Origin of the sequence: Rhodanobacter sp. PCA2 (genome assembly GCF_013620825.1) — a bacterium.
Lineage (GTDB): Bacteria > Pseudomonadota > Gammaproteobacteria > Xanthomonadales > Rhodanobacteraceae > Rhodanobacter_A.
On the sequence record NZ_NJIC01000018.1, the window covers coordinates 1 to 26078 of the forward strand.

Annotated in this window: 30 protein-coding genes; 22 read left to right on the top strand and 8 right to left on the bottom strand. The window is 70.1% G+C overall.

The window, feature by feature from the left end; translation table 11 throughout:
• The 3 genes from PCA_RS06640 to PCA_RS06650 all read left to right on the top strand — a co-directional run.
• Positions 1–1082 (top strand): FimV/HubP family polar landmark protein (locus PCA_RS06640; protein WP_304624778.1); only part of this gene is annotated, 1082 nt, incomplete at its 5' end.
• Between the two features lie 99 nt (positions 1083–1181).
• Positions 1182–1952 carry a tRNA pseudouridine(38-40) synthase TruA gene (gene truA, locus PCA_RS06645; protein ID WP_181301816.1) on the top strand — a complete coding sequence of 257 codons (771 nt, stop codon included), beginning with the start codon at positions 1182–1184 and terminating at the stop codon, positions 1950–1952.
• The gene (locus PCA_RS06650) at positions 1949–2584 is read left to right on the top strand and encodes a phosphoribosylanthranilate isomerase (protein ID WP_181301817.1); all 636 of its coding nucleotides are present in this window, start codon (positions 1949–1951) and stop codon (positions 2582–2584) included. Before truA ends, PCA_RS06650 begins: the two co-directional genes overlap by 4 nt.
• A 214-nt stretch (positions 2585–2798) precedes the next feature.
• Here the strand turns inward: PCA_RS06650 and PCA_RS06655 are convergent, their stop codons facing one another.
• Positions 2799–3692, bottom strand: a complete 894-nt coding sequence (locus tag PCA_RS06655; RefSeq protein ID WP_181301818.1) for a LysR family transcriptional regulator — start codon at positions 3690–3692, stop codon at positions 2799–2801.
• Positions 3693–3795: 103 nt separating this feature from the next.
• Between PCA_RS06655 and trpB the strand changes: the two genes are divergently transcribed.
• Both trpB and trpA read left to right on the top strand, forming a co-directional pair.
• Positions 3796–5007, top strand: a complete 1212-nt coding sequence (gene trpB, locus PCA_RS06660) for a tryptophan synthase subunit beta (RefSeq protein ID WP_181301819.1) — start codon at positions 3796–3798, stop codon at positions 5005–5007.
• Between the two features lie 132 nt (positions 5008–5139).
• Entirely contained in the window at positions 5140–5976 is an 837-nt protein-coding gene (trpA, locus tag PCA_RS06665) for a tryptophan synthase subunit alpha (protein WP_181301820.1), read from the top strand.
• A 10-nt stretch (positions 5977–5986) separates the two neighbouring features.
• Here the strand turns inward: trpA and PCA_RS06670 are convergent, their stop codons facing one another.
• Positions 5987–6817, bottom strand: a complete 831-nt coding sequence (locus PCA_RS06670; protein ID WP_343204422.1) for a helix-turn-helix transcriptional regulator — start codon at positions 6815–6817, stop codon at positions 5987–5989.
• A gap of 112 nt (positions 6818–6929) precedes the next feature.
• Here PCA_RS06670 and PCA_RS06675 point away from each other — a divergent pair, with 112 nt between their 5' ends.
• Positions 6930–7817 (top strand): SDR family oxidoreductase, encoded by an 888-nt coding sequence (locus PCA_RS06675; protein WP_181301822.1) that lies wholly within the window; start codon positions 6930–6932, stop codon positions 7815–7817.
• Between the two features lie 116 nt (positions 7818–7933).
• On the top strand, positions 7934–8803 hold the full coding sequence (gene accD, locus PCA_RS06680; RefSeq protein ID WP_181301823.1) for an acetyl-CoA carboxylase, carboxyltransferase subunit beta: 870 nt from the start codon (positions 7934–7936) through the stop codon (positions 8801–8803).
• A 293-nt stretch (positions 8804–9096) separates the two neighbouring features.
• On the opposite strand, the gene PCA_RS06685 is transcribed toward accD, so the two are convergent.
• Together PCA_RS06685 and PCA_RS06690 are read right to left on the bottom strand one after the other, a co-directional pair.
• Positions 9097–9660 carry a phosphatase PAP2 family protein gene (locus PCA_RS06685; RefSeq protein WP_181301824.1) on the bottom strand — a complete coding sequence of 188 codons (564 nt, stop codon included), beginning with the start codon at positions 9658–9660 and terminating at the stop codon, positions 9097–9099.
• Positions 9629–10789 carry a glycosyltransferase family 1 protein gene (locus PCA_RS06690; RefSeq protein WP_181301825.1) on the bottom strand — a complete coding sequence of 387 codons (1161 nt, stop codon included), beginning with the start codon at positions 10787–10789 and terminating at the stop codon, positions 9629–9631. Before PCA_RS06690 ends, PCA_RS06685 begins: the two co-directional genes overlap by 32 nt.
• 152 nt (positions 10790–10941) lie before the next feature.
• On the opposite strand from PCA_RS06690, the gene gltX reads away from it, so the two are divergent.
• The 15 genes from gltX to hisIE all read left to right on the top strand — a co-directional run bounded on the left by gltX (position 10942) and on the right by hisIE (position 22851).
• Positions 10942–12342, top strand: coding sequence for a glutamate--tRNA ligase (gene gltX, locus PCA_RS06695; protein ID WP_181301826.1), 1401 nt, complete (start codon positions 10942–10944; stop codon positions 12340–12342).
• Positions 12343–12364: 22 nt separating this feature from the next.
• Positions 12365–12643, top strand: a complete 279-nt coding sequence (locus PCA_RS06700; RefSeq protein WP_181301827.1) for a hypothetical protein — start codon at positions 12365–12367, stop codon at positions 12641–12643.
• A gap of 45 nt (positions 12644–12688) precedes the next feature.
• Positions 12689–13198 (top strand): transcriptional repressor, encoded by a 510-nt coding sequence (locus PCA_RS06705; protein ID WP_181301828.1) that lies wholly within the window; start codon positions 12689–12691, stop codon positions 13196–13198.
• 68 nt (positions 13199–13266) lie between these two features.
• Entirely contained in the window at positions 13267–13776 is a 510-nt protein-coding gene (locus PCA_RS06710) for a MerC domain-containing protein (RefSeq protein ID WP_343204423.1), read from the top strand.
• A gap of 53 nt (positions 13777–13829) precedes the next feature.
• Positions 13830–14804 carry a cation diffusion facilitator family transporter gene (locus PCA_RS06715; protein ID WP_181301829.1) on the top strand — a complete coding sequence of 325 codons (975 nt, stop codon included), beginning with the start codon at positions 13830–13832 and terminating at the stop codon, positions 14802–14804.
• 73 nt (positions 14805–14877) lie between these two features.
• The gene (locus PCA_RS06720) at positions 14878–15039 is read left to right on the top strand and encodes a 30S ribosomal protein THX (protein ID WP_181301830.1); all 162 of its coding nucleotides are present in this window, start codon (positions 14878–14880) and stop codon (positions 15037–15039) included.
• A 176-nt stretch (positions 15040–15215) separates the two neighbouring features.
• Complete coding sequence (locus PCA_RS06725; RefSeq protein WP_181301831.1) at positions 15216–15551, top strand: YerC/YecD family TrpR-related protein; 336 nt, start codon at positions 15216–15218, stop codon at positions 15549–15551.
• Positions 15548–16441 carry an ATP phosphoribosyltransferase gene (hisG, locus tag PCA_RS06730; RefSeq protein ID WP_181301832.1) on the top strand — a complete coding sequence of 298 codons (894 nt, stop codon included), beginning with the start codon at positions 15548–15550 and terminating at the stop codon, positions 16439–16441. The genes PCA_RS06725 and hisG overlap by 4 nt, the downstream gene beginning before the upstream one ends.
• Before the next feature lie 13 nt (positions 16442–16454).
• Positions 16455–17762, top strand: coding sequence for a histidinol dehydrogenase (hisD, locus tag PCA_RS06735; protein WP_181301833.1), 1308 nt, complete (start codon positions 16455–16457; stop codon positions 17760–17762).
• Positions 17759–18835 (top strand): histidinol-phosphate transaminase, encoded by a 1077-nt coding sequence (gene hisC / locus PCA_RS06740; RefSeq protein ID WP_181301834.1) that lies wholly within the window; start codon positions 17759–17761, stop codon positions 18833–18835. Before hisD ends, hisC begins: the two co-directional genes overlap by 4 nt.
• Positions 18832–19899 (top strand): bifunctional histidinol-phosphatase/imidazoleglycerol-phosphate dehydratase HisB, encoded by a 1068-nt coding sequence (hisB, locus tag PCA_RS06745; protein WP_181301835.1) that lies wholly within the window; start codon positions 18832–18834, stop codon positions 19897–19899. The genes hisC and hisB overlap by 4 nt, the downstream gene beginning before the upstream one ends.
• Positions 19899–20489 carry an imidazole glycerol phosphate synthase subunit HisH gene (hisH, locus tag PCA_RS06750; RefSeq protein ID WP_181301836.1) on the top strand — a complete coding sequence of 197 codons (591 nt, stop codon included), beginning with the start codon at positions 19899–19901 and terminating at the stop codon, positions 20487–20489. Before hisB ends, hisH begins: the two co-directional genes overlap by 1 nt.
• Positions 20486–21214: a 1-(5-phosphoribosyl)-5-[(5-phosphoribosylamino)methylideneamino]imidazole-4-carboxamide isomerase gene (hisA, locus tag PCA_RS06755; protein ID WP_181301837.1), complete on the top strand. Its 729-nt coding sequence runs from the start codon at positions 20486–20488 to the stop codon at positions 21212–21214. Before hisH ends, hisA begins: the two co-directional genes overlap by 4 nt.
• Positions 21208–21996, top strand: coding sequence for an imidazole glycerol phosphate synthase subunit HisF (gene hisF / locus PCA_RS06760; protein ID WP_181301838.1), 789 nt, complete (start codon positions 21208–21210; stop codon positions 21994–21996). Before hisA ends, hisF begins: the two co-directional genes overlap by 7 nt.
• A gap of 231 nt (positions 21997–22227) precedes the next feature.
• Positions 22228–22851: a bifunctional phosphoribosyl-AMP cyclohydrolase/phosphoribosyl-ATP diphosphatase HisIE gene (gene hisIE / locus PCA_RS06765; RefSeq protein WP_181301839.1), complete on the top strand. Its 624-nt coding sequence runs from the start codon at positions 22228–22230 to the stop codon at positions 22849–22851.
• Between the two features lie 9 nt (positions 22852–22860).
• Here the strand turns inward: hisIE and PCA_RS06770 are convergent, their stop codons facing one another.
• From PCA_RS06770 to PCA_RS06785, 4 genes are all read right to left on the bottom strand, one after another.
• Positions 22861–23895 (bottom strand): C13 family peptidase, encoded by a 1035-nt coding sequence (locus PCA_RS06770; RefSeq protein ID WP_181301840.1) that lies wholly within the window; start codon positions 23893–23895, stop codon positions 22861–22863.
• A gap of 18 nt (positions 23896–23913) precedes the next feature.
• Entirely contained in the window at positions 23914–24600 is a 687-nt protein-coding gene (gene mtnC / locus PCA_RS06775; RefSeq protein WP_181301841.1) for an acireductone synthase, read from the bottom strand.
• A gap of 174 nt (positions 24601–24774) precedes the next feature.
• Positions 24775–25335, bottom strand: coding sequence for an acireductone dioxygenase (locus tag PCA_RS06780; RefSeq protein ID WP_181301842.1), 561 nt, complete (start codon positions 25333–25335; stop codon positions 24775–24777).
• Complete coding sequence (locus PCA_RS06785) at positions 25332–25979, bottom strand: methylthioribulose 1-phosphate dehydratase (protein WP_181301843.1); 648 nt, start codon at positions 25977–25979, stop codon at positions 25332–25334. Before PCA_RS06785 ends, PCA_RS06780 begins: the two co-directional genes overlap by 4 nt.
• Positions 25980–26078 lie beyond the last annotated feature (99 nt).

The window sequence follows — 26078 nt, forward strand, 5'->3', positions numbered from 1 at the left end:
GCGCCGCCTCGGTGCCGGCCGCCAACCCGGCTGTCGCGACCGCGGCGAGCTCGGCGAAACCGGAGGCCGGCCCGGCCGGCGCAGCGACCGCCGCCGCGACCAGTCAGCCGGCACCGGCTGCCGCGCAGGTCCGCACCACGCCGGTCAAGCCGACTGCGATCAAGCCGGCCGCGCCGGCCCCCGAGGAGCCCTGGTACAGCCAGCTCTGGGTGCAGGCGCTGGGCGGCGCGGTCGTCGTGTTGCTGTTGCTCGGCGCGCTGCTTGGCCGCCGCAAGGCGAAGCCCGCCGCCGCGCAGGCGCCGAAGCTGGCGCCGTCGCTGGCCGACCGTTTCGGCGGTGGCGCGCCGGCCGACGGCGACGACGACCAGAACCTGCTGCTGGACCAGCTGGCCGAACACCCCGACGACATCGGCCTGCACCTGGAACTGGTGAGCCTGTATTACGGCCGTCGCGACGTGGAGCATTTCGAGGCGGCGGCGGAAGCCATGCACGCCCACGTCACCGATCCGCGCCAGGAAGAGTGGCAGGAAGTGCTGCACATGGGCGAAGACCTGGTGCCGGGCCACCCGCTGTTCGCCGCGCATGGCGGCCTGTCGGCCGACGAGCTGGAAGCGCACCACGGTTTCGACATCGACCGCTACGCCGCCGAGCCCGTCGCCACCGCTGCGGTCGCGACGCCTGCGCCCGCGCCGCCGCCGCTGCCCGCCAATCCGGTGACGGTGAGCGAGTACAACTTCAACTTCGACCTCTCGCCGGCACAGAAGCGGGCCGAAGAGGGCAACACGGCCGCGGCGCAGCAGGCCCCGGTGCACCACCTGGCGGACGAGGATGCGGCCACGCCGCACGAAGCGGCGTCCAGCTGGCACTTCGAGGAACCGGAAGTGCAGATCCAGCCGAATGGGCACGACATCGAGCCGCGCGACTTCAGCGACGATCCGGTGGACACCAAGCTCGACCTGGCCCGTGCCTACCTGGACATGGGCGACGCCGAGGGCGCCCGCGCCATGCTGGAAGAGGTGCTGCACGAGGGCAGCCAGATGCAGCGCGACGTGGCCAAGCGCATGATCGAGGACCTGCACTGAGCAGAGCCCGGCGTGCGCGGACTCCGAACGGGCCGGCCATGCCGGCCCGTTTTCGTTGCGGCCTGCTACGCTCATCGCTTTGAATCGACAGCAGCATCCATGCGCATCGCCCTGGGCATCGAATACGACGGCACCGACTTCCTCGGCTGGCAGCGCCTCAGCCACGGCAGCACGGTGCAGGGCGCGGTGGAAGAGGCCTTGTCGAAGGTGGCGGCGCAGCCGGTCGCGGTGACCTGCTCGGGCCGTACCGATGCCGGCGTGCATGGCCGTTGCCAGGTGGTGCATTTCGATGCGCCGGTGGAACGCGAGATGCGCGGCTGGCTGCTGGGCGCCACCTCCAACCTGCCGCCCAGCGTGGCCGTGCTGTGGGCGCAGCCAGTGGCGGAGGATTTCCACGCGCGCTTCTCCGCGCGCAGCCGGCGCTACCGCTACACCATCCTCAATCGGCCAGTGCGCGCGGCACTGGATGCGCGCTACGTGAGCTGGGAGCGCCAGCCGCTGGACGCCGCGCGCATGCACGAGGCCGCACAGGCGCTGCTCGGCGAGCACGATTTCTCCGCATTCCGCGCGATCTCCTGCCAGGCCGCGCATCCGCGTCGCTGCGTGCTGGCGGTGGGCGTGCAGCGCGTGGGCGAGCAGGTGATCGTGGAGATCGAGGCGAACGCCTTCCTGCACCACATGGTGCGCAACATCGTCGGCTCGCTGCTGCCGGTGGGCCGCGGCGAGCAGCCCGTCGCATGGATCGGCGAACTGCTGGCCGGGCGCGACCGCGAGGTGGCCGGGCCTACCGCGCCGTCGTCGGGGCTGACCTTCATCGGGCCGCGCTACGAAGCGCACTGGGGCCTGCCGGCCGAGGTGAGCCAGCCATGACGCGCATCAAGTGCTGTGGCATGACCCGCGTCGAGGATGCGTTGCTGGCCGCGCAACTCGGCGCCGACGCGATCGGCCTGGTGTTCACCGCGCGCAGCCGGCGACGCGTTTCCGTGGCGCAGGCGCAGACCATCGTGCGCGCGCTGCCGCCGTTCGTGGGCACGGTGGCGCTGTTCATGGACGACACGCCGGCGCTGGTGGAGGAAGTCATCGCCACCGTCGCGCCGGACCTGCTGCAGTTCCACGGCGACGAGTCCGACGAATGGTGCGCGCAGTTCGGCCGCCGCTACCTCAAGGCCATCGCGATGGGCGAGGGCGCCGCCGCGTTGCGGCGCCTGCGCGAGCATCCGCGCGCCGCCGCGCTGCTGCTGGACGGCCATGGTCTGGGCGAGGCGGGCGGCAGCGGCAAGGCGTTCGACTGGTCGCTGATGCCGAAGGACCTGGCGCAACCGCTGGTGCTGGCCGGTGGCCTGCATGCCGGCAACGTCGCCGAGGCGATCCGCGTCGCGCGGCCCTGGGCGGTGGACGTGGCCAGTGGCGTGGAGTCGGCGCCGGGGATCAAGGACGCCGACAAGCTGCGGGATTTCATCGCGGCGGTGCGCGCCGCTGACGCGTGTGGAAGCCGGATCTGAGCACGGGTCCGGAGGGCTGTAGTCGAACGCGGCGACATGCGTTGCGCCCCTTGGGGAAGGTCTGCTCGCTCGTCATTCCTGCGAAGGCAGGAATCCAGTGCCTTGGTGTTCGGTGGCCTGCAGGCACTGGATGACCGGCTTCACTGCCGTGAAATGCCTCCAGCCTTCGCAGGAATGACGGGCAAACTCAGACCATCCCAGGCGGGGATATCGATCACGCCTCGACCAGCTCGCCGCGCAGCCAGTCGGCCAGCGCGGCGAGGCGCGCATCGTCCACGCGGTGCGCCGAGACCAGTGCCCAGCGCGCGGAAGTTTCGCGGAAGCCCCAGGGCGCCAGTAAACGTCCGCTGGCGAGGTCGTCGGCCACCAGTGGTTGTGGTGCGATGGCCACGCCCAATCCGGCCGCGGCGGCTTCGAGCAGGAAGTAGAGATGGGGCAGGGCTTGCGCCTGCTGCAGCGATTCGGGCGGCAGGTCCATCGCCCGGGCCCACTCCGGCCAGGCTTGCGGGCGCGAGGCGGTGTGCAGCAGCGGTTCGTCGCACAGCGCGGCGGCCGGCTGTTCGCGCAGGCGGTCGGCGCCGGGATAGCGCGGGCTGAGCACCGGGCCGATGCGTTCCGGCGCCAGTTCGTGCACCTGCCAGCCGGCGGGCCAGGGCGGCGCCGCCAGCAGCAGGGCAGCGTCCACATCGGCCAGATGATCGACGACCGGCTCCTCCTGCACGGCCAGGTGCAGGGTCAGCGAGGGCAGGTCGTGGCGCAGGCGTTCCAGCCGCGGGATCATCCAGCGCGCCAGCACGCTGCCCGAGCAACCGAGCACGAAGGCTGTGCCGCCGCGTTGCCGCTTCAGTTGCAGCCAGCCTTCGCGCAATTGCCCGAACGCGGCGCTGCATTGCTCGCGCAACTGCTGCCCGGTCGCGGTGAGCGCGACGCCGCGACCCTGGCGGGCGAACAGCGGCTGGCCCAGGGCTTCCTCCAGCGCGCGCACCTGGCGGCTCACGGCGCCGTGGGTCACATGCAGCTCCTGCGCGGCGAGACTCATGCTGCCCAGCCGCGCGGCGGCCTCGAAGGCGCGCAAAGCATTCAGCGAGGGCAGGTCGCGATCCGACATGCTGTGAGTCTAGCTCAAGTGTGGCTGCGATCTTTTCGCTTTTTCATGCGATACCGAGGCGCTATGGTGTGAGCCTGTCGCCGTTGCTTCCGTTGGAGCCGCCATGCCCGAGATCCGGGATTTCCACGCTTTTCCCGATGCCCAGGGTCGCTTCGGCCAGTTCGGCGGCAGCTTCGTCGCCGAGACCCTGATGGCGCCGCTGGCCGAGCTGACCGAGGCCTACCTGCGCCTGCGCAAGGATCCGGCCTTCGTCGCCGAACTGGACCGCGACCTCACGCATTACGTGGGCCGGCCCAGCCCGGTCTATTTCGCGGAGCGGCTGACGAAGCACGTGGGCGGCGCACGTATCCTGCTCAAGCGCGAGGACCTGAACCACACCGGCGCGCACAAGATCAACAACACCGTGGGTCAGGCGCTGGTGGCGCGGCACATGGGCAAGACCCGCATCATCGCCGAGACCGGCGCCGGCCAGCACGGCGTGGCCAGCGCCACGGTGGCGGCGCGGCTGGGCCTGAAGTGCGTGGTCTACATGGGCGCCACCGACATCGAGCGGCAGAAGATCAACGTCTACCGCATGAAACTGCTCGGCGCCGAGGTGGTGCCGGTGACCTCGGGCTCGAAGACGCTGAAGGACGCGCTGAACGAGGCCATGCGCGACTGGGTCACCAACGTGGCCGACACCTTCTACATCATCGGCACCGTGGCCGGTCCGCACCCGTACCCGCTGATGGTGCGCGACTTCAACGCCATCGTCGGTCGCGAGGCCCGCGCGCAACTGCTGGAGCAGTACGGCCGGCTGCCCGACGTGCTCACCGCCTGCGTGGGCGGCGGCTCCAATGCGATCGGCCTGTTCCACGCCTTCCTCAATGACCGCGACGTGCGCATCGTGGGCGCCGAGGCGGCCGGCGAGGGCATCGCCACCGGCCGTCACGCGGCATCGCTGGCGGCGGGCCGGCCCGGCGTGCTGCACGGCAACCGCACCTACGTGCTGTGCGACGACGACGGCCAGATCACTGAGACGCATTCGGTGTCGGCCGGCCTCGACTATCCGGGCGTGGGTCCCGAGCATGCGTTCCTGAAGGACGCCGGTCGCGCCGAATACGTGGGCGTGACCGACGACGAGGCATTGGCGGCCTTCCACCTGCTGGCGCGCACCGAGGGCATCCTCGCCGCGCTGGAATCCAGCCACGCGGTGGCGCAGGCGATCAAGCTGGCGCGCGAGTACCCGCCGGACGGCATCGTGCTGTGCAACCTCTCCGGCCGCGGCGACAAGGACGTGCACACCATCGCCGCACGCGAAGGAGTGCAGGTATGAGCACGGGATTCGTGAGGCAGGATTCGGGATTCGGCAGCCACGCGCGATCCCGCCATGCATGCGTTGCGCGCAGGCCGATCGCGTTCGCCTGCTTGTCGTCAGTCGTCCGCGTCCCCTTCGAGTAAACGCATCATGTCGAATCCCGTATCCCGCATTCCGAGTCCCGGCGCCCAGCGCATCGACCGCCGCTTCGCCGCGCTCAAGGCCGCCGGCCGCACCGGCCTGATCCCCTTCGTCACCGCGGGCGATCCTTCGCCCGAGCACGCGGTGGCGCTGATGCATGCGCTGGTCGAGTCCGGTGCCGACCTGATCGAACTGGGCGTGCCGTTCTCCGATCCGATGGCCGACGGCCCGGTGATCCAGCACGCCAGCGAGCGCGCCATCGCCAAGGGCGTGGGGCTGGCCGGCGTGCTCGGCTGGGTGGCCGGGTTCCGCCAGCGCGACAAGGACACGCCGGTGGTGCTGATGGGCTACCTGAACCCCATCGAGATCCATGGCTATGCGCGTTTCGCCGCCGAAGCCGTGCAGGCCGGCGTGGACGGCGTGCTGCTGGTGGATTGCCCGCTGGAAGAGTCGGCCGTGCTGGCGCCGCTGCGCGAGGCGGGCCTCAGGCAGATCCTGCTTGCCGCGCCCACCACGGCGCCCGCGCGCCTGGAAAAGCTGTGCGAGGCGGCCGAGGGTTTCCTCTACTACGTGTCGTTCGCCGGCATCACCGGCGCCGCGCGCTTGAGCACCACGGACATCGCCGCGCGCGTGGCGGACCTGCGCGCGCATGCGAAGGCGCCGGTGGCCGTGGGCTTCGGCGTGCGCGATGCGGAAAGCGCGAAGGCCATCGCCGGCTTCGCCGATGCGGTGGTGATCGGCAGCGCGCTGGTGGAGCGCCTGGCGGGAGCGGCTTCGGCGGAGGAGATCGCCGCGCGCGTGGCGGCATTCCTGCGGCCGGTGCGGGAAGCGCTCGACGCACGCTGAGCCGCGTTCGTCAGCGGCTTTCCCGCGCGCGGATCAGTTCGAGCACCCTGGTCGCGTCCGCCGGCGTGGCCGGGTTGTACACCACCATGCCGAGGTCGGGTCGGCCGTCCACCGAGAAGGACGAGTATTCCAGCGCGATTTCGCCCGCCTGCGGATGGGTGAACAGCTTGCGGCCCCCGCCGAAGTGGCCCACGTCGCTGTCGCGCCACATGGCCGCGAATTCGGGGCTGTGCCGTTCGAGTTCGTCGATCAGGGCGCGCACGTTTTCCGATGCGCCCGCGCCCGTGCGCATCATGTCGGCACGGAACACCGCCACGGCGGAGCGCGCCACGCTTTCCCAGTCGTGTTGCGCCGCGCGTACGCGCGGATCGCGGAACAGCATGCGCAACACGTTGCGCTGGTCGGGCGCGAGCTTGCCGTAGTCCGAAAGGACTGCGGCCGCGGCGCGGTTCCATGCCACCACGTCCCAGGTGGTGGTCTTGATCATCGCCGGGCTGCATTCCAGCGCGTCCAGCACGCGTTGCAAGCGGGGCGCGACGTCGCCGGCCGGCTGGAAACGGGCTTCCGGCAGATGCCCCAGGGCGAGCAGGAACAGGTGCTCGCGCTCGACCCCTTCGAGTTGCAAGGCAACTGCGATGCGCTCCAGCGCGTCGGGCGAGGGAGCGCCGCCGCGGCCCTGTTCCAGCCACGTATACCAGGTCACGCTGACGTGGGCGCGCTGCGCCACTTCCTCGCGCCGCAGCCCGGGCGTGCGGCGCCGCTCCAGCGGCAGGCCGAGGGCAGCCGGATCGAGCTTCGTGCGCCGGGCCTTGAGGTAGGCCCCCAGCGGATTGGGCTCCAAGATCGATGGCGGTTTCCTGTTAGTGCTCATACCCGTATGACGTCACGGCTTCATCGGCAGATTGGTGGTGCAGATAGTAGCGGCCCATCCATCCACGGCAGAGGGTCGTTCCATGCGCGTATTCGTTACTGGCGCCACCGGTTTCATCGGCTCGGCCATCGTCGCGGAGCTTCTCCGCGCCGGGCATCAGGTGCTCGGACTGACGAGGTCGGGTGCCGGCGCACAGGCATTGGCGGCGGCAGGCGCCGAGGTGCATCGCGGCGACCTCGAAAACCCGGACAGCCTGCGTCGTGGTGCGGCCAGGGCGGAGGGCGTGATCCATTGCGCCTTCGACCACGATTTCGCCAACTTCGCGGCCAACTGCGAAAAGGACCAGCGCGCCATCGAGGCGCTCGGCGCCGCGCTCGTGGGAACCGACCATCCGCTCATCGTCACATCCGGCGTCGGCATGGGCCAGGCCGTGCCTGGCCAGCTTGCCACCGAGGACGCGTTCGACGCCGAGGGGCCCAATCCCCGGAAGCTCTCGGAACTGGCCGCCGCGGCGGTGGCCGCAAGCGGCGTCAACGTATCGGTGATGCGCCTGCCGCAGGTGCACGACGTGAACCGGCATGGCCTCGTCAGCTATCTGATTGCGCTGGCGCGCGAGAAGGGCGTGTCCGCCTGGGTGGACGAGGGGCACAACCGCTTTTCGGCGGTGCATGTACTCGATGCCGCGCGGCTCTACCGGCTGGCGCTGGAACGGCGGGAATCCGGCGCCCGCTACCATGCGGTGGCCGAGGAAGGCGTGGCATTGCGCGACATCGCGCAGGTCATCGGCCAGGGCCTGAAGGTGCCGGCGGTTTCCTTGCCTGCCGACGAGGCAGCGGCCCATTTCGGCTGGGTGGCGATGTTCGCGGGCGTCGACCTCGCGGCGTCCGGCACGTGGACGCGGCAGCATCTGGGATGGGAGCCGCACGGTCCCGGCATGTTGACGGACCTCGCCGGGCACTTCGCGGCCTGAAAGCGCGACGCGCCCGGCGGTCGCCCGTCTGGCGCATGGCGCGTGGCTCCACACGCGCGCGTCCGGAGCGGTGTGGGGTTCTCGGCTAGAATGCGTGCTTCACCAGAGGCGTCGCTATGAACTGGCTGCAGAAAATCATGACCCCGCGGACGCGAACCTCCGCCCCGGCCGCCGGCAAGGGCAAGGTGCCGGAAGGCGTGTGGGAGAAGTGCGCCGGCTGCGGTTCGGTGCTGTACAAGCCGGAGCTGGAGCGCAACCTGATGGTCTGCCCCAAGTGCGGGCACCATCACGCGATCCGCGCGCGCTCGCGGCTGCTCGCGCTGCTGGACGAAGGTTCGACGCAGGAGCTGTGGCCGGGCATGGAGGCCACCGATCCGCTCAAGTTCCGCGACTCCAAGAAGTACCGCGACCGCATCGTCGCCTCGCAGAAATCCAGCGGCGAGAAGGATTCCCTCATCGCGATGAGCGGCCGCCTCAAGGGTCGCCCGCTGGTCGCCACCGCGTTCGAGTTCGCGTTCGTGGGCGGCTCGATGGGTTCGGTGGGCGGCGAGAAGTTCGCCCGTGCCGGCGAGCGTGCGCTGGCCGAACGCAGCGCGCTGGTCTGCTTCTCAGCCAGCGGCGGCATGCGCATGCAGGAAGGCCTGTACTCGCTGATGCAGATGGCCAAGGCCTCGGCCGTGCTGGCGAAGCTGCGCGACGCCGGCGTGCCCTACATCAGCGTGCTGACCAACCCGTCCACCGGCGGCGTCTCCGCCAGCCTCGGCATGCTCGGCGACATCAACATCGGCGAGCCGAAGGCGCTGATCGGCTTCGCCGGCCCGCGCGTGATCGAACAGACCGTGCGCGAGACCCTGCCCGAAGGCTTCCAGCGCGCCGAGTTCCTGCTGGAGCACGGCGCCATCGACATGATCGTCGACCGCCGCGAGATGCGCGACAAGCTGGCCGACCTGCTCGGCCTGCTGATGAAGGCCCCGCGCGCGGCGTGATGTATTGCGGAAGCCGGATCGCACGATGCCGCCCACGGGCGGCATCGTCTTTTCAGTCGCTGCATTCCATGTGCCGGTTTTCCACAGCGCGTGTGGACGAGGGCTGGACAAGGCTGTGGACAAACGCGCTTGCCGGCTTTGCCGACAGGCACTTGGCACAGGTTGCCGAAATATTGCGCAGCATCGGTGCGCGTTTTCCACAGCGGCAGTGGAAGCAGCTGGGCAAAGCCTGTGGATAGATGCGCCAAGTGTCTGACGCGAAAACCGCACGCGACGCCTTGCGCAGGAATTGCTCAGACGAGGGCGGTCGCGCTGTGCACCAGCCACAGCGAGAGCGTGCCGAGCGCGCCGCCGATGCCGATCGCGGCAAGCACGTCGCTGGGGTAGTGCAGGCCCAGGATCACCCGCGAGGCGGCGATCAGTGCGGTGAACGGCACCAGCAGCGGCGCCAGCAGCGGAAACCACGCCAGCGCCACGATGGTGAAGCTCACCGCCTGCAGGGTGTGGCCCGAGGGGAAGCTGAACTCGTCCAGCGGCGGCACGTGCGCGATCACGCCCGGGCAGGCGCGGAACGGCCGCGGCCGGTGCGTGTACTTCTTCAGCACGCGGTACAGCAGCAGGGCGACCAGGCCGGTGACGGCCATGTGCGAGGCGGCCTGCAGTCCGCGCAGGCCTTCCAGCAGGGCCAGCACCAGCATCAGCGCGTACCAGAAGATGCCGTCGCCGAGCCGGCTGATGGTGCCGAAGAAGATTCCCACCGCGCGGCGCGTGCCCCAGCGGTTTGCCGCCACGCAGACGCGGCGGTCGAAGGCGAGGCGGGGCAGTTCAGGCGTGGACGGCAACGGTGTCGTGTTCATGGTTGCGCTCCTCGGCAAGTTCGCGCAGCACGGTTTCGAATTCGCGGATCACTCGTTCCGGTGACAGGCGCGCCATGCTCTCGTGGGCACGGCGGCCCATGTGACGGAGCAGGCCGGGATTGCTCGCCAGCCGCACCGTCGCCTCGACGAACTCGGCCTCGCAGCCGGGCGCGATCCGGTAGCCGTTGTAGCCGTCGCGCAGGTGCTCGCGCGCCGCGCCCTCGTGGTAGGCCACCACCGGCAGGCCGCTGGCCAGCGCTTCCAGGATCACGTTGCCGAAGGTTTCGCTGAGGCTGGGGAACGGGAACAGGTCCGCGCTGGCGACGTGCCGCGCCAGCGCCTCGCCGCGCTGCATGCCGGCGAAGATGAAGTCGGGATGCGCCGCCTGCAGCGCGGCGCGGGCCGGGCCGTCGCCCACCCACAGATAGCGCATCGCGGGCTGCTTGCGCTGCGCGGCGCGGAACGCCTGCACCGCGAGGTCGAGGTTCTTTTCCGGGGCGATGCGGCCCACGTACAGCATCACCGGCGTGCCCGCATCGACACCCCATTGCGCGCGCAGTGCCGGATCGCGCCGGCCGGGGTGGAACAGTTGCGTGTCCACCGCACGACGCAGCACGCGTGCGTTGTCCACGCCGAGCGAGGTGAGTTCCTGCGCCAGCGCCTCGGTGGGCACCAGGGTGGCCACGGCACGGCGGTGGAAGCGGCGCAGGTGGTTGCGCACCACCGGGGTCAGCCAGCGCAGCCCGTAGTGGCTGGCGTAGCTGTCGAAACGCGTATGGAAGCCGGTCGCGACCGGGATGCGCAGGGCATTCGCGGTACGCAGCGCCGACCAGCCCAGCGGGCCTTCGGTGGCGACGTAGATGGCGTCGGGGCGCTGTTCCGTCCAGCGTTCGCGCATCGCGTCGCCGGCGGGCAGGCCGAAGCGCAGCCCCGGGTAGCGCGGCAGCGCCACGCCACGGGTGAACAGGGTCTCGAACTGCGGATCGGCCACGGTCTGCTGGGCCTGGCGCGGGCGTACCACGTCGACGGCATGGCCGTGCGCGGCCAGCCCGGCGGCAAGGCCGTGGACGGTGAGCGCGACGCCATTGATCTCCGGCGGCCAGGTTTCGCTCACGATGCCTATGCGCATGTCGGCTGTCCTCGCTTTACCTGTACGCAGCTTCGGCTCGCAGGTTTGCGCGGTGGTGGCGGATGCGTGACGCGGGGATGACGATGCCCCGGTCCGCGCCCTGGCCGCTATCGGCTAAAATGCCGCGTTCATTCGCGCAACCAAAGCCTCCCATGACCGTCCGCACCCGCTTTGCCCCCAGTCCCACCGGCTTCCTGCACATCGGCGGCGCGCGCACCGCGCTGTATTGCTGGCTGGAGGCGCGGCGGCGCGGCGGCGAATTCGTGTTGCGCATCGAAGACACCGACCGCGAGCGTTCCACCGACGAAGCCGTGCAGGCGATCCTCGACGCGATGGCCTGGCTGGACCTGTCCGCCGACGAGGCGCCGGTCTACCAGACGAAACGCCTGTCCCGTTACAAGGAAGTGGCCGACCGCCTGCTGGCCGAGGGCAAGGCCTACTACGCCTACGAGAGCAAGGAGGAGATCGAGGCGATGCGCGAGGCCGCCATGGCGAAGGGCGAGAAGCCCCGCTACAACGGCTACTACCGCGACCGCAACGAACCGTACCGCGAGGACTCGAACCGGGTGATCCGCTTCCGCAACCCGCTGGAAGGCGCGGTGGTGTTCGAGGACAAGGTGAAGGGCCGGGTGGAGTGGTCCAACGCCGAGCTGGACGACCTCGTCATCTTCCGCTCCGACGGCTGGCCCACCTACAACTTCGCCGTGGTGGTGGACGACATCGACATGGGCATCACCGAGGTGATCCGCGGCGACGACCATGTCAACAACACGCCGCGCCAGATCAACATCTACCACGCGCTGGGCGCGGCGGTGCCGGAGTTCGCGCACCTGCCGATGATCCTGGACAAGGAGGGCAAGAAGCTCTCCAAGCGCACCAACTCGGTCAGCGTGATGGAGTACCGCGAGGAGGGCTACCTGCCGCACGCCATCCTCAATTACCTGGTGCGCCTCGGCTGGTCGCACGGCGACCAGGAGATCTTCTCGCGCGAGGAAATGATCCGCCTGTTCGACATCGCCGACGTCAACAAGGCCGCCTCGCGTTTCGACACCGAGAAGCTCAACTGGCTGAACCAGCATTACCTCAAGACCGACGATCCCGCGACGCTGGCGCCCGAGTTCGCATGGCACCTCGTGCGCGCCGGCATCGACGCGACGCACGGCCCGGCGCCCGCCGACGTGATCGTGGCGCTGCGCGACCGCGTGCACACGCTGAAGGAAATGGCCGAGCGCGCGAAGATCTGGTACGGCCCGATCGCCGAGTGGGACGACAAGGCCGTCGCCAAGCATCTGAAGAACGACAGCGCGGCCGCCGTGCTGGAAGCCGCCAAGGGCCTGCTGGCCGCCGTCGAATGGAAGCCCGAGCCGATCCACGGCGTGATCGAGCAGGTGGCCACCAGGCTGGAGCTGGGCATGGGCAAGATCGCCCAGCCGCTGCGCGTGGCGATGACCGGCACCCAGGTGTCGCCGTCCATCGACCACACCATCTACCTCGCCGGGCGCGACGAGGCGCTGCGGCGCATCGACCACGCGCTGGGCCTGGCGCGCGGCTGAGGCCAAAGGCGGGCAGGGCGCCATGCATGAGCTGCTCGCCCGCGCCATGCAAGGCGTCGATCCCGACGCGCCGGATGCGTTCTGGCAGGTGTTCCTCAACCTGTGGGCGATGGTGCCCTGGGCCGCGCTGTTCTGGTGGAACCTGCTGTTCGTGGCGGTGGGCGCGGTGCTGGGCTGGTGGCGCGGGCGACTGTGGGAAGGCGTGTTGTGGGCCTGGGTGCTGGGGCCGATCGGCTGGATCGTGCTGCTGCTGCGCCCGCGCGGCGGGCCACCGGCCGCGCCGCCGCCGTTGCCGCGTTGACTTGCCGCCGCGCGGCCTCATCTTCCGGTTGACGGGCCTGCATGTATGATCGCCCGCGAGGAGTATCCCTTGGCACACGACGCCGCCGGCAAACCGCACGTTCACCACTCACATCACCATGATGCGAAGGGTTTCGTGCGCGAGGTGGCCCACGTCAGCGAGGAGCGCGGCCTGCGCCTGACGCCGCTGCGCATGGAGGTGCTGGAACTGGTGGCCGCCGCGGTCAAGCCGGTGAAGGCCTACGACCTGCTCGACCAGCTGCGCGAAAGGCACGGCAACGCGGCGCCGCCCACGGTGTACCGCGCGCTGGATTTCCTGCTGGAGCAGGGCTTCATCCACAAGCTGGAATCGATCAACGCGTTCGTCTCCTGCCATCACCCGGCCGAGGCGCATCAGGTGCCGTTCCTGATCTGCGACGTCTGTTCCGGCGCCGAGGAAGTCTGCGACGAACGGGTCGCCGAACTGATCGAGGCCCAGGCCAGGGCGCTGGGTTTCCGTGCCCAGGCACAGACGCTGGAAGTGCACGGCGTCTGCAAGCGCTGCCACAAGTCCTGATAGGCCGTCGCGGCCAGCCGAGGCGGCCGGCTTGCGCGGCTCAATTGTTATAATGTAACATCGCAGCCATGGACACGATGGGACCTCCCGCCAAAGGCGACGGCATCCTGCTGGCCCCTCTTCCGGCGGGGTCTGCGCCCGCCGATGGCGCAACGAAAACCGTACGCTGGTGGCATCTGGCCGACCGCGTGGGGGCCACGGCCTCGTTCCTGTGCGCGATCCACTGTGCGCTGCTGCCGTTCGTGCTGACCGTGCTGCCCCTGCTGGGCCTGGGCTTCCTGGCCGGGCACGAGTTCGAGCGCGGCTTCGTGACGTTCGCCGCCACGCTGGCGCTGTTCGCCCTGATCGGCGGCTATCGCCGGCACCGGCGGCCATTGCCGCTGCTGCTGGCCATCCCGGGGCTGGCGCTGCTGCTGCTGGGCGTCACCTGGGCGACGGAATATTCGGTCGCCGTGCACACCGTGATGGTGACCTGCGGCGGCCTGCTGGTGGCCTCGGCGCATTTCGTGAACCTGTACCTCGATCGCCGGCATGGCCTCGCGCCTGCGCACGTGCATGGCCCGCAGTGCGCGCACTGAATCGCAAGGCGCGGTGATTGTGTAACGGCGCCCGCGCTTCCTAGCATGCACGCATGAGCGCAACCTCCACCTGCCAGCACGATCACGGGCATCCGCATTCGGCGGAATCGCACGATCACGATCACCACGATCATTCGTCGCACGCAGGCCTGCGCGGCCGCAAGCTGCTGCTGGCCTTCGTGCTGACCACGCTGACCATGGTGGCCGAAGTGGTCGGCGGCCTGTGGTCCGGCTCGCTGGCCCTGCTTACCGACGGCGGCCACATGATGGTCGACGCGCTGGCCTTGCTGATGGCCTTCGTGGGCGCACGCATGGCGCTGCGGCCGGCCGATGCGCGGCGCAGCTACGGCTACGGGCGCATGGAGGTGCTGGTCGGTTTCGTCAACGCGCTCAGCCAGTTCGTGCTGGTGGCCTGGGTGGTGTGGGAGGCGGTCCAGCGGCTGCTGCATCCCGGCGAGATCCTGTCCGGCATGATGCTGGTGGTGGCCATCGTCGGCCTGCTGGTGAACCTGCTGGTATTGCGCAGCCTGCACGGGCATGCGCACGACGACGTGAACATGGCCGGGGCAAGCCTGCACGTGCTGGGCGATCTGCTCGGTTCGGTGGCCGCGGTGCTGGCGGCCCTGGCGATACGGTTCCTCGGCTGGCTGTGGGCCGACCCGCTGCTGTCGCTGCTGGTGGCGGCGCTGATCCTGGTGAGTGCATGGCGCCTGCTGCGCCGCTCCGCCCACATCCTGCTGGAAGGCGTGCCGGACGGCATGGACAGCGCCGAGGTGGAGACGGCGCTGCGCGGCGCGGACGCCTCGATCCGCGGCATCCACCACCTGCACGTCTGGCAGCTCGCCTCCGGTTCGCGCATGGCCACGCTGCACGCGGAGCTGCACGATCCGGCCGCCGCCGCGCAGGCGCTGCGCGCGATCCACGGCGTGCTGGGCGAACGCTTCGGGATCCGGCACGTCACCGTGCAGGTCGATCCGGAGGAGTGCCTGGACCAGGCGCAGGGCTGCCAGGGCCACGGCCACGCCTGAGCCGGGCGCTCGGCTATGGCGCCGGCAGCGGCGCTGCTATCATGGCCGGCCACCACGCATCGAGGAGATTCCCATGGGCAAGGGCGATCGCAAGACCCGCCGCGGCAAGACCTATCGCGGCAGCTACGGCAACACCCGCGTGCACGGCGCGCAGCCGGCCGTGGCCGGCGCCAAGCCGACCGTGACCAAGCCGGCGGCCGCGAAGAAGGCCGCGCCGAAGAAGAAGTCGGCCTGAGCCGCAGCGACCACGCATCACCCGAAACCCCGCCTTGGCGGGGTTTTTTCATGGGCGCCTGCCTGACCGGCGACCGGGCTGCCGCGACCTGCTGAACGCCGTCCAGTGCCAGCCGCTTGCGGAGTAGGGCGACGATCCCTACAATGCGCACCACTGTACTAACGCGTTAATACATTATGAAACGTCGATCGCTGGATCCCGAGACGCCCGACGAGTCGGCCGAACTCAGCCTGTGCCAGGCGCTGCTGTCGCTGAAGAGCGTGGACGAGATGGATGCGTTCCTGCGCGACCTGTGCACGCCGGCCGAGCTGGAGGTGATGGTCGACCGCTGGCGCGTGGTGCCTTACCTGCTCGACGGCGTCGCCTACCGCGAGATCCACGAGCGCACCGCGGTGAGCATCACCACGATCGGCCGGGTGGCGCGCTTCCTCAATCAGGGCAATGGCGGCTACATGGCCGCCGCCGCACATGCTTCGCGCCGCCGCGCGGCAGCGAAGAGGGCACGCGCATGAAGCCACGCGACCGTTTGCGCATCGCGATGCAGAAATCCGGCCGGCTCACCGAGCCGGCGCTGGAGCTGCTCAAGCGTTGCGGCCTCACGTTCCGGCAGAGCCGCGACAAGCTGTTCTGCTTCGGCGAAGGCGAGCCGGTGGACCTGCTGCTGGTGCGCGACGACGACATCCCCGGGCTGATCGCGCAAGGCGTGTGCGAGCTGGGCATCGTGGGCCGCAACGTGCTGAACGAGTTCAGCATCACCGCCGGCAGCGAGAGCGAGCCGCTGGCCGAGTGGCGGCCGCTGGGCTTCGGGCGCTGCCGGCTTTCCATCGCGGTGCCGCAGGAATTCGACTACCGCGAGCCGGCGCAGCTTTCCGGCCAGCGCATCGCCACCTCGTATCCCGGCCTGCTGGGCGCGTGGCTGCGCGAGCGCGGCGTGCAGGCCGGCGTGGTGACCCTGGCCGGTTCGGTGGAGATCGCGCCGAAGCTGGGCACCGCGGATGCGATCTGCGACCTGGTGCAGAGCGGCGGCACCCTGGTGGCGAACCAGTTGCGCGAGGCCGACGTGCTGCTGGAGAGCGAGGCCGTGCTCGCCGGTCCGCAGACGCTGCCGGCGGACGAACGCGGCGACCTGGTCGAGCTGCTGCTGAAGCGGCTGGACGGCGTGATCCAGGTGCGCGAATCGCGCCTGTTGCTGCTGCAGGCGCCGCGTACCGCGCTGGATGCGGTGACCCGGCTGCTGCCGGGCGGCCCGCAGCCGACCCTGCTGCCGGTGGCCGGCCAGCCGGACCAGCTGATGCTGCAGGCGCTGTGCGCGGGCGAGGTGAGCTGGCGCCAGTTGGAAGAGATCAAGAAGGCCGGTGCGCGCGAGATGTTCGTGCTGCCGGTGGAAAAGATGCTTGCATGAAGGGCCCGCACGCATGAAATGGATCGACTGGGATTTGCTTGACGAACCGGGCCGCAGCGCCGCGCTGGCGCGGCCGGCGCAGGCGCGCGCGGCGGAACTGCGCGAAGGCACGGCCCGCATCATCGCCGCCGTCCGCGCGCGCGGCGACGAAGCGCTGCGCGAACTGAGCGCGAAATACGACCGCTGCGCGCTGGCCGGGCTGGAAGTCGCGGAGGACGAGTTCGTCGACGCCGAGGCCGCGCTCGATCCCGCGTTGAAGGCGGCGATCCGCGAAGCGGCCGGCCGCATCGAGGCGTTCCACCGCGCCGCCGCGCCCCAGGCCATGGGCGTGGACACCGCGCCCGGCGTGCGTGTCGAACGCATGCTGCGGGCGATCCAGCGCGTGGGCCTGTACGTGCCGGCGGGCAGTGCGCCCTTGCCTTCGACCGCGCTGATGCTGGGCGTGCCGGCGCGCATCGCCGGTTGCCGCGAGGTGGTGCTGTGCTCGCCGGCGCGCGCCGACGGCCGCTGCGACGCGGCGGTGCTGTATGCCGCGCGCCTCACCGGCGTGCACAAGGTGTTCAAGCTGGGCGGTGCGCAGGCGATCGCGGCGATGGCGTACGGCACCGCGTCCGTGCCCAAGTGCGACAAGCTGTTCGGGCCAGGCAACGCCTGGGTCACCGAGGCCAAGCTGCAGGTGTCGTCCGAGCCGGACGGTGCGGCCATCGACATGCCGGCGGGGCCGTCCGAAGTGCTGGTGATCGCGGACGCGCAGGCCAACCCGGTGCACGTCGCCGCGGACCTGCTGTCGCAGGCCGAGCACGGGCCGGACTCGCAGGTGATCCTGGTCAGCGAATACGCGGCCGTGCTGGATCGCGCGCAGATGGAAGTCGAACGGCAATGCGCCGGGTTGCCGCGCGCGGAGATCGCCCGCCAGGCGCTGGCGCAGAGCCGGCTGATCTCGGTGTCGTCGTTGGCGCAGGCGGTGGAGGTGAGCAACCGCTACGCGCCCGAGCACCTGATCCTGCAGGTGGCGGCGCCGCGCAGCCTGCTCGACGGCATCGAGAGCGCCGGCTCGGTCTTCCTGGGCGCGTGGACGCCGGAATCGGTAGGCGACTACTGCAGCGGCAGCAACCACGTGCTGCCCACCTACGGCCATGCGCGCAGCCACAGCGGCGTGTCGGTGGCCAGCTACCTGAAGCAGATCACGGTGCAGGAAGTCAGCGCCGATGGCCTGCGCGGCATCGGCCCGTGCACCGCCACGCTGGCCGCCGCCGAACAACTGGAAGCGCATCGCCGCGCGGTGACCTTGCGGCTGGCCGAACTGGAGTCAATGTCATGAACGTGCTCGATCTCGCGCGGCCGGAAATCCGCGCCCTGCAGCCGTATTCCTCGGCGCGCATGGAGGCCGGCGGCGGCGAACTGATGCTCAACGCGAACGAATCCTCGTGGGAGCCCACCGGCGACGGCGGCATCGGTTGCAACCGCTATCCGGAACCGCAGCCGACGGCGCTGGTGGAAGTGCTGGCGCGCTTGTACGGGGTGCGTCGCGAGCAGCTGCTGGCGGGGCGCGGCAGCGACGAGGCGATCGACCTGCTGGTGCGTGCGTTCTGCCGCGCCGGGCAGGACGCGATCCTGATCCAGCCGCCCACCTTCGGCATGTACGCGGTAAGCGCGCGCATCCAGGACGCCGGCGTGATCGAGGCGCCGCTGCGTCCCGACTTCACGCTGGACGTGGACGCGACGCTGGCCGCGCTCACCCCCGCGGTGAAGCTGGTGTTCGTCTGCACGCCGAACAACCCCGCGGGCAGCGTGGTGCCGCGCGCCGACATCGAGCGGCTGGCGCAGGCGCTGGCCGGCCGTGCGCTGCTGGTGGTGGACGAGGCCTACGTGGAGTTCGCCGACGCGGGCAGCGTGGTCGATCTGCTCGACCGTTACGACAACCTCGCCGTGCTGCGCACCCTGTCCAAGGCCTGGGCGCTGGCCGGCGCGCGCGTGGGCTGCCTGCTGGCGCATCCGGACGTGGTCGCGCTGCTGCGCCGGATCATGCCGCCGTACCCGTTGCCGCTGCCCAGCGTCAACGCGGCCCTGCTCGCGATCTCGGGCTGGGGGCAGGCGAACGCGCGGGCGCACGTCGACATCGTGCGCGCCGAGCGCGCGCGCATGCGTGCGGCGCTGGCGCGGTTGCCCGGCGTGCGCGCGGTGTTGCCGTCGCAGGCGAATTTCCTGGCCGTGCGCTTCGACGATGCCGGCACCGCATTTCAACGATTGCGCGATGCCGGCATCGTGGTGCGCGACGTGCGGCGTTATCCGGGCCTGGGCGATGCCTTGCGCATCACCGTGGGCACGCCGGCGGAGAACGAGCGGGTGCTGGCGGCACTGGCGTATCCGGCGGCGGCGCGGGGCGTCGCATGAGCGGTCGCCGGGTGCTGTTCGTCGACCGCGATGGCTGCCTGATCGAGGAACCCGCGAACGAGCAGATCGACAGCTACGAAAAGCTGGCCCTGCTGCCGGGCGTGATCGCCGCGCTGCAGCGCTTCGTCGCCGCCGGCTACGAGCTGGTGATGGTGACGAACCAGGACGGGCTGGGCACGCCGAGTTTCCCCGAGGCGGATTTCGCCGGCCCGCACGAGCTGCTGCTGCGCATTCTGTCCTCGCAGGGCATCCGCTTCCGCGAGGTGCTGATCGACCGCAGCTTTCCGCACGAGGGACTGGATACGCGCAAGCCGGGTATAGGCTTGGTGCGCGGCTGGCTCGCCGACGACGGCTGGAGCCGGGCCGCCTCGGCGATGGTGGGCGACCGCGAGACCGACCTGCGCTTCGCCGCCAACCTGGGCGTGCGCGGTTTCCGGGTCGGGCCGCAAGGCATCGGCTGGGACGCGGTGGCGCACCAGGTGCTGGATGCGCCGCGCATCGCCGACGTGGTGCGCAACACCAGGGAAACCCGCATCAGCGTGCATGTCGACCTGGACCGTGTCGCCGAGCCGAAGGCGCGTACCGGCCTGGGCTTCTTCGACCACATGCTGGAGCAGATCGGCAAGCACGGCGGCTTCGCGCTGGAACTGGCCTGCGACGGCGACACCCACATCGACGAGCACCACACCATCGAGGATTGCGGACTGGCGCTGGGCCAGGCGCTGAAGCAGGCGCTGGGCGACAAGCGCGGCATCGGCCGCTACGGTTTCGTGCTGCCGATGGACGAGAGCGCCGCGGAGGCGCGGCTGGACCTCTCCGGCCGGCCGTATTTCGTGTTCGAGGGCAGCTTCCCGCGCGAGCGCGTGGGCGAGGTGCCCACCGAACTGGTGCCGCACTTCTTCCGTTCGCTGTGCGAGACGCTGGGCGCGAACCTGCACCTGGCGGTGCGCGGCGACAACGCGCACCACATGGTCGAGGCCTGCTTCAAGGTGGTGGCGCGCACGCTGCGCCAGGCGATCCGTCGCGAGGGCGACGAGTTGCCCAGCACCAAGGGGACGCTTTGATGAGCGTGGTGCTGGTCGATGCGGGCGGCACCAACATCGGTTCGGTGCGCTACGCCTTGCAGCGCCTGGGCGCGGATGCGGCGCTGACCTCGGACGCCGCCGCGATCCGCGCGGCCGACAAGGTGATCCTGCCCGGCGTGGGCGCGGCGGGGCCGGGCATGGCGCGGCTGCGCGAGCTGGGCCTCGTCGAACTGATGCGCTCGCTGACCCAGCCGGTGCTGGGCGTCTGCCTGGGCATGCAATTGCTCTGCGCGCATTCGGAGGAAGGCGATACCGAGTGCCTGGGCCTGATTCCGGCCAAGGTGCGCCGCTTCGCCGAGCATCCCGGCCTGCGCGTGCCGCACATGGGCTGGAATGGACTTTCCGTGCAGCACGAACATCCGCTGCTGGCCGGGCTGGACGAGGGCGAGCAGGCGTACTTCGTGCACAGCTATGCGGTGCCCGTGGGCGAGTGGACGCTGGCCACCGCGGAGCACGGCGAAGCGTTTTCCGCCATGGTCGCGCGCGGCAATTTCCACGGCATGCAATTCCACCCCGAGCGTTCCGCCGCCGTCGGCGCGAAGCTCCTCAAGAACTTCCTCGAACTATGACGTTCACGGTCATTCCCGCCATCGACCTGCGCGAAGGCCGCGTGGTGCGCCTGAAGCAGGGCGACTACGCGCAGCAGACCACGTATTCCGACGATCCGCGCGCCGTGGCGCAACGCTACGCCGAGGCCGGCGCGCGCTGGCTGCATCTGGTCGATCTCGACGGAGCGCGTTCCGGCACCCTGGACAACCTCGCCGTGATCGAGGCCATCGCGAAAGACGGCATGCAGGTGCAGGCCGGCGGCGGCGTGCGCGAGGATGCCGACCTGCGCCGGCTGTTCGATGCCGGCGTCAGCCGCGTGGTGGTGGGCAGCGTGGCGATCCGCGACCCCGAACGCGTGGCCGGCTGGCTGCGCGAGCATGGCGCCGAACAGCTCACGCTGGCGCTCGATACCCGCCGCAACGATGGGCGATGGAGCCTGCCCAGCGCGGGCTGGACGGAAACCGAGGCGCGCACGCTGGACGAACTGGCGCCCTGGTATGCCGCGCAGGGTGCGCGGCACCTGTTGTGCACCGACATCGACCGCGACGGCATGCTCGCCGGCTTCAACCTCGAGCTCTACCGGCACCTTGCCGATACCGTGCCCGCGCTGGCGGTGCAGGCGTCCGGCGGCGTGCGTTCGCTGGACGACATCCGTGCCGCCCGCGAGGCCGGCGCGCGCGGCGTGATCCTTGGGCGTGCCCTGCTCGAGGGGCGCTTCACCGTGGCGGAGGCGCTCGCATGCTGAGCCGGCGCATCATTCCCTGCCTGGACGTGCGCGATGGACAGGTGGTCAAGGGCGTGCGCTTCCGCGACCACGTGGCCATGGGCGGCATCGTGGATCTCGCGCTGCGCTACCGCGACGAAGGCGCCGACGAGCTGGTGTTCTACGACATCACCGCCAGCCCCGAGGGGCGCAGCGTGGACCGCGGCTGGGTGGAGAAGGTGGCGCGGGTGATCGACATCCCGTTCTGCGTGGCCGGCGGCATCCGTTCGGTGGACGAGGCGCGCGCGGTACTGCACGCCGGCGCGGACAAGGTGTCGGTGAACTCGCCGGCGCTGGAACGGCCGGAGCTGGTCGACGAACTGGCCGCCGCGTTCGGCGTGCAATGCGTGGTGGTGGGCGTGGATTCGCTGCGCGACGCCGACGGCGAGTGGCGCGTGCGCCAGTACACCGGCGACCCGTCGAAGACGCGCGCGCTGCCGCGCCGCACGCTGGACTGGGTGATCGAGGCGCAGCGGCGCGGCGCCGGCGAGATCGTGCTCAACTGCATGGGCAGCGATGGCGTGCGCCGGGGTTACGACCTGGCGCAGCTGGAGGTGGTGCGCGCGGTCTGCCAGGTGCCGCTGATCGCTTCCGGCGGCGCGGGCACGCCCGAACACTTCCGCGACGCCTTCGCCGAGGCCGACGTGGATGGCGCGCTGGCGGCCAGCGTGTTCCACTCCGGCGTGATCGCGATTCCAGCGCTGAAGCACTACCTGCAGGCGCAGGGCGTGCAGGTACGTATCTCCTTACTAAGGATGGACTGATTTTGCTCGTCATCCCAGCGAAGGCTGGAGGCGCTTCACAACAGCGAAGCTGGTCATCCAGCGCCTGTAAAACACGGAACACAAGGGCACTGGATTCCTGCTTCCGCAGGAATGACGAGCAGGCAGTCGATTAATCAGTCCTTCCCTAACCCGTCATTCCAGCGAAAGTCGGAATGACGGAAAAGCAAACTACATCGCATGCAGCGATGCATGCTGGCAGCAGGTATCCCGATGACCGATTCCAACACCGATCTTTCCCGCCTGGACTGGGCCAAGGGCGGCGGCCTGCTCCCCGTCGTGGTGCAGCACTGGCTGACGGGCGAGGTGCTGATGCTGGGCTACATGAACGCCGAGGCGCTGGCGGCCACGCAGGCCGCGGGCAAGGTCACGTTCTGGAGCCGCAGCAAGCAGCGGCTGTGGATGAAGGGCGAAAGCTCAGGCCACGTGCTGGCGCTGAAATCCATCCGCGTCGACTGCGATGCCGACACCCTGCTGGTGCTGGCCGAGCCGCACGGTCCGACCTGCCACCTGGGCACCTCAAGTTGTTTCGGCACGGACGCGCGTCCGCCGCTGGGCTTTCTCGCCCAGCTCGATGCGCTGGTGGCGCAGCGCCACGCCGAGCGTCCGCAGGGCAGCTACACCACGAAGCTGTTCGAGGCCGGCACGCGCCGCATTGCGCAGAAGGTGGGCGAGGAGGGCGTGGAAAGCGCGCTCGCCGCCGTGGCGCAGGGCGACGTGGAATTGCTGGGCGAGGCGGCCGACCTGGTGTTCCACCTCACCGTGCTGTTGCGCGCCCGCGGGCTTTCGCTGGCCGATGCCGTGGCCGTGCTGGCGCAACGGCACGCCGAACGCTGAGCGCGGGTTTCAGTACGTTGCCGCCGCGACGCTGGCGGCGGGCACGGGTGCGGCCGGCGTGAACGGCACGCCCGGTCCGGGCGTGATGCCCTTGCGCCAGGCCGCGAGCTGGGCCTCGATGCCCTTGCCGACGTAGCTTTGCGGCTCCGAGGGCGTGAGTTTGTCCTGGCGCTCCCATTGGGCAATTTCCGTCTTGGCCTGGGCGAAGGCGTCCACGAAGTTGTCGCTGCGGCTCAGCGCGTCGACCAGCCATGCATGGCCGAAATAGGTGATCTCCGACTCGCTGCCGCAGCCGAAGGAGCTGCGGTCGCTGCGCGCGGCGGTGAGCACCAGGGTGCCGTCGCCGGCCAGCGGCGGGATGAAGCCGCCGGAGTAGCAGGCGTTGACCACCACCACCTTCCACTTGAACGGATGCTCCTTGAGGATGTCGGCCAGGTCCTGCGCGCCGATCTGGTCCAGCGGCAGCGGGTCCATGTCCACCAGCAACTCGTGGTCCTCGCTGCCGTGGGTGGCCATGTACAGCACCAGGATGTCCTCGGGCTGCATCGCCTTGGCGAGGCCGTCCAGCGCACCTTCCAGGTTGCTCCAGCTGGCCAGCGGGCGCGTGGCCAGCGAGGCGGGATGGTTTTCCAGCACCAGCGCGTGGGCGCTGGCGCCGAAGCGCTGGCGGAACATCCTGGCCGCGTATTCCGTCTCGTTGCGGAACACGTCCTCGCCGCCGTCGCCGGCGAACGCGAGCAGGTAGAGGTTGGGCTTGCCGGGCTGGCGCGGGCCCAGCTGCGCCAGCGCGTCCCGCAGCATCCGCGGCTGCGCGTACAGCACCTGCTCCGGCGTGGGGCCGTGGTCCGGCCAGCGTGGATTGCCCCCGTCCGGGTCCTCGCTGTCGCTTTCGCCGGCGGTGCCGGTTGCCGCGGCGGCGGTGCCCGCGGTCGCCGGCGCCGGCGTGTCCGTGACGGGGGCCGGGGTTGGCGCGCGATCAGGCAGCCACAGCATCAGCAACACGCCGGCGGCAAAGGCGAGCAGGGCAGTGAGGATGGTGCGCATGCGTGGGCTCGGTTGGGCTCAGGGCGTGACGGCGTCGAAGTCGGCGTAGACCGGGTGGCGCGGCTGCGCCGGCGGCGCCTGCGGCGGCCGCAGCAGCCAGCCGGTGCGCAGACCCGCGGCCTGCGCGGCATCCAGCTCCTCGACGATGTCGGACAGGAACAGGATGTGTCCGGGCTGCTCGCCTATCGCCGCGGCGATCTTTCCGTAGGAAGCCGGCTCGCGCTTGGGGCCGGTTTCAGTGTCGAAATAGCCGGCAAACAGCGGCGTGAGGTCGCCCGCCTCGCTGTAGCCGAAGAACAGCTGCTGCGCCGGCACCGAGCCGGAGGAATACACGTACAGCCGCAGGCCCTCGGCGCGCCAGGCGCGCAGCCGCGCCGCCACTTCCGGGTAGAGATGGGCGCGATAGTCGCCGGCCTCGTAGCCCTCCCGCCAGATCATGCCCTGCAGCGCCTTCAGCGCGGTGGACTTGCGGTCCTCGTCGATCCAGCGCAGCAGCAGTTCCATCACTTCCTGCCGGCTGGCCTCGATGTAGCCCGCCTCCTTCGCGGCCTCGTGCAACCAGTGCTGCAGCTCGGGCCGGTCGGCATGCGTCTCGACGAAGGCGGGCAGGTGCTTGCGCGCGTACGGGAACAGCACGTCCTTGACGAAGCTGATCGAGCTGGTGGTGCCTTCGATATCGGTGACGATCGCACGAATTTCGGGCATGGCCGTGGACTGCGGTGAAGGGCTGGCCAGTTTACCCTGCCTTCCTTTCATCCCCGTTCCTCCCCGAGCAGGCGTCCATCGGGCCGGTGCGGAGGCTGCCTGGAGCAGTCCCCATGCCGTCGATCCGTCCGCCCTGTCCCTGTTCCGGGGAGGGAGGGCGGCAACGCGAAGCGGTCAGCGCGCGACGGCCAGCGGCTCCATGCGCGGGAAGCCCTGCGCGATGTCGCTGCCGGTGAAGTTCGCCACCCAGCCTTCCTTGTTGGTGAACAGGCGGATCGCCACGAAGTAGGGCGCCTCGCTCATGTCGAACCAGTGGCGGGTGCCGTCGGGCACGCCGATCAGGTCGCCCGCCTCGCACAGCACGTCGTAGACCATGCCGTCGAGGTGCAGGGTGAACTGGCCGGCGCCGGCCACGAAGAAGCGCACCTCGTCCTCGCTGTGGGTGTGCTCGCCGAGGAATTTCTGGCGCAGCGCGGCGCGGTCCGGGTGGTCGGGCTTCAGGCTGATCACGTCCACCGCCTGGTAGCCCTGCTCGCGCATCAGGCGATCGATGTCGCCGCGGTAGGCGGCGATCACCTCGTCCTGGCTGGCGCCGGGGGCGATCGGCTGGTTCGCGTCCCAGCGTTCGAAGCGCACGCCCAGCTTGTCCAGTTCGCGGGCGATCTCCGCGTGCCCGGTGTGGGTGGACAGCGGCGCTTCGGGGCGGTGTTCGTCGTAGATGCGCAGACGGCTCATGCGGAAAACCTCCTCAGGTCGAGTTCGCAGCCCAGCAGGAATTCCAGCGCCTCCAGATGGCGGCGCGCCTCGGGCATGTCGCGGCCCCAGGTGTAGATGCCGTGCCCGTCGATCAGATAGGCGGCGAGTGGCTTGCCGGCATCCAGCCAGTCGTCCACCCGCGCGACCAGCTCGGGCATGTGCTGGGTGTTGGGAAATACCGGAATCTCCAGCACGCTTTCGTGCGTGGTGTGGCCGGCGATGGCCTTCTGCAGTTCCCAGCCTTCCAGGCGCAGCACGCCAGCCTGCGCGAACAGCCGCGAGGCCACGCTCTGCGTGCGCGAGTGGGTGTGCAGCACGGCCTGCATTTCCGGCCAGCGGCGATAGACCTGGGTATGCAGCGCGGTCTCCGCGCTGGGGCGGGCGTCGGTGCCCACGGCGTGGCCCTGCATGTCCACCAGCATGATGTCGTCGCGGCCCAGCTTGCCCTTGTCGCGGCCGGAGACGGTGATCGCGGCGTGGTCGGCGTCCACGCGCATGGAGAAGTTGCTGCTGGTGGCGGGCGTCCAGCCGGCGAGCGCCAGCTCGCGCGCGGCGTCGGCGATGGCGTCGGCGCGCGCGGCGAACAGGGGTGCCGGAATCGTGTGCGGGAGTTTCTGGTGCATGTCGAATGGACGTCCAAACGGAGGCCGAATATAGCATGCGTCGCGGCGGCGCTTTCCGGGAATGCGATCCATTCTCGCAAGTCAGGAGGTGTCGCGCCA

Excerpts from the sequence above, each read along its gene's own strand:
- hisC (WP_181301834.1), top strand. The coding sequence starts at position 17,759 with ATGAACGTGCTCGATCTCGCGCGGCCGGAAATCCGCGCCCTGCAGCCG.
- PCA_RS06780 (WP_181301842.1), bottom strand. The coding sequence starts at position 25,335 with ATGAGCCGTCTGCGCATCTACGACGAACACCGCCCCGAAGCGCCGCTG.
- PCA_RS06725 (WP_181301831.1), top strand. The coding sequence starts at position 15,216 with ATGAAACGTCGATCGCTGGATCCCGAGACGCCCGACGAGTCGGCCGAA.
- PCA_RS06675 (WP_181301822.1), top strand. The coding sequence starts at position 6,930 with ATGCGCGTATTCGTTACTGGCGCCACCGGTTTCATCGGCTCGGCCATC.
- accD (WP_181301823.1), top strand. The coding sequence starts at position 7,934 with ATGAACTGGCTGCAGAAAATCATGACCCCGCGGACGCGAACCTCCGCC.
- PCA_RS06685 (WP_181301824.1), bottom strand. The coding sequence starts at position 9,660 with ATGAACACGACACCGTTGCCGTCCACGCCTGAACTGCCCCGCCTCGCC.
- hisD (WP_181301833.1), top strand. The coding sequence starts at position 16,455 with ATGAAATGGATCGACTGGGATTTGCTTGACGAACCGGGCCGCAGCGCC.
- PCA_RS06690 (WP_181301825.1), bottom strand. The coding sequence starts at position 10,789 with ATGCGCATAGGCATCGTGAGCGAAACCTGGCCGCCGGAGATCAATGGC.
- hisIE (WP_181301839.1), top strand. The coding sequence starts at position 22,228 with ATGACCGATTCCAACACCGATCTTTCCCGCCTGGACTGGGCCAAGGGC.
- hisF (WP_181301838.1), top strand. The coding sequence starts at position 21,208 with ATGCTGAGCCGGCGCATCATTCCCTGCCTGGACGTGCGCGATGGACAG.
- PCA_RS06700 (WP_181301827.1), top strand. The coding sequence starts at position 12,365 with ATGCATGAGCTGCTCGCCCGCGCCATGCAAGGCGTCGATCCCGACGCG.
- hisB (WP_181301835.1), top strand. The coding sequence starts at position 18,832 with ATGAGCGGTCGCCGGGTGCTGTTCGTCGACCGCGATGGCTGCCTGATC.
- PCA_RS06770 (WP_181301840.1), bottom strand. The coding sequence starts at position 23,895 with ATGCGCACCATCCTCACTGCCCTGCTCGCCTTTGCCGCCGGCGTGTTG.
- PCA_RS06655 (WP_181301818.1), bottom strand. The coding sequence starts at position 3,692 with ATGTCGGATCGCGACCTGCCCTCGCTGAATGCTTTGCGCGCCTTCGAG.
- gltX (WP_181301826.1), top strand. The coding sequence starts at position 10,942 with ATGACCGTCCGCACCCGCTTTGCCCCCAGTCCCACCGGCTTCCTGCAC.
- trpB (WP_181301819.1), top strand. The coding sequence starts at position 3,796 with ATGCCCGAGATCCGGGATTTCCACGCTTTTCCCGATGCCCAGGGTCGC.
- PCA_RS06710 (WP_343204423.1), top strand. The coding sequence starts at position 13,267 with ATGGACACGATGGGACCTCCCGCCAAAGGCGACGGCATCCTGCTGGCC.
- PCA_RS06720 (WP_181301830.1), top strand. The coding sequence starts at position 14,878 with ATGGGCAAGGGCGATCGCAAGACCCGCCGCGGCAAGACCTATCGCGGC.
- hisG (WP_181301832.1), top strand. The coding sequence starts at position 15,548 with ATGAAGCCACGCGACCGTTTGCGCATCGCGATGCAGAAATCCGGCCGG.
- hisH (WP_181301836.1), top strand. The coding sequence starts at position 19,899 with ATGAGCGTGGTGCTGGTCGATGCGGGCGGCACCAACATCGGTTCGGTG.
- PCA_RS06785 (WP_181301843.1), bottom strand. The coding sequence starts at position 25,979 with ATGCACCAGAAACTCCCGCACACGATTCCGGCACCCCTGTTCGCCGCG.
- PCA_RS06715 (WP_181301829.1), top strand. The coding sequence starts at position 13,830 with ATGAGCGCAACCTCCACCTGCCAGCACGATCACGGGCATCCGCATTCG.
- mtnC (WP_181301841.1), bottom strand. The coding sequence starts at position 24,600 with ATGCCCGAAATTCGTGCGATCGTCACCGATATCGAAGGCACCACCAGC.
- truA (WP_181301816.1), top strand. The coding sequence starts at position 1,182 with ATGCGCATCGCCCTGGGCATCGAATACGACGGCACCGACTTCCTCGGC.
- PCA_RS06650 (WP_181301817.1), top strand. The coding sequence starts at position 1,949 with ATGACGCGCATCAAGTGCTGTGGCATGACCCGCGTCGAGGATGCGTTG.
- PCA_RS06705 (WP_181301828.1), top strand. The coding sequence starts at position 12,689 with ATGATCGCCCGCGAGGAGTATCCCTTGGCACACGACGCCGCCGGCAAA.
- hisA (WP_181301837.1), top strand. The coding sequence starts at position 20,486 with ATGACGTTCACGGTCATTCCCGCCATCGACCTGCGCGAAGGCCGCGTG.
- trpA (WP_181301820.1), top strand. The coding sequence starts at position 5,140 with ATGTCGAATCCCGTATCCCGCATTCCGAGTCCCGGCGCCCAGCGCATC.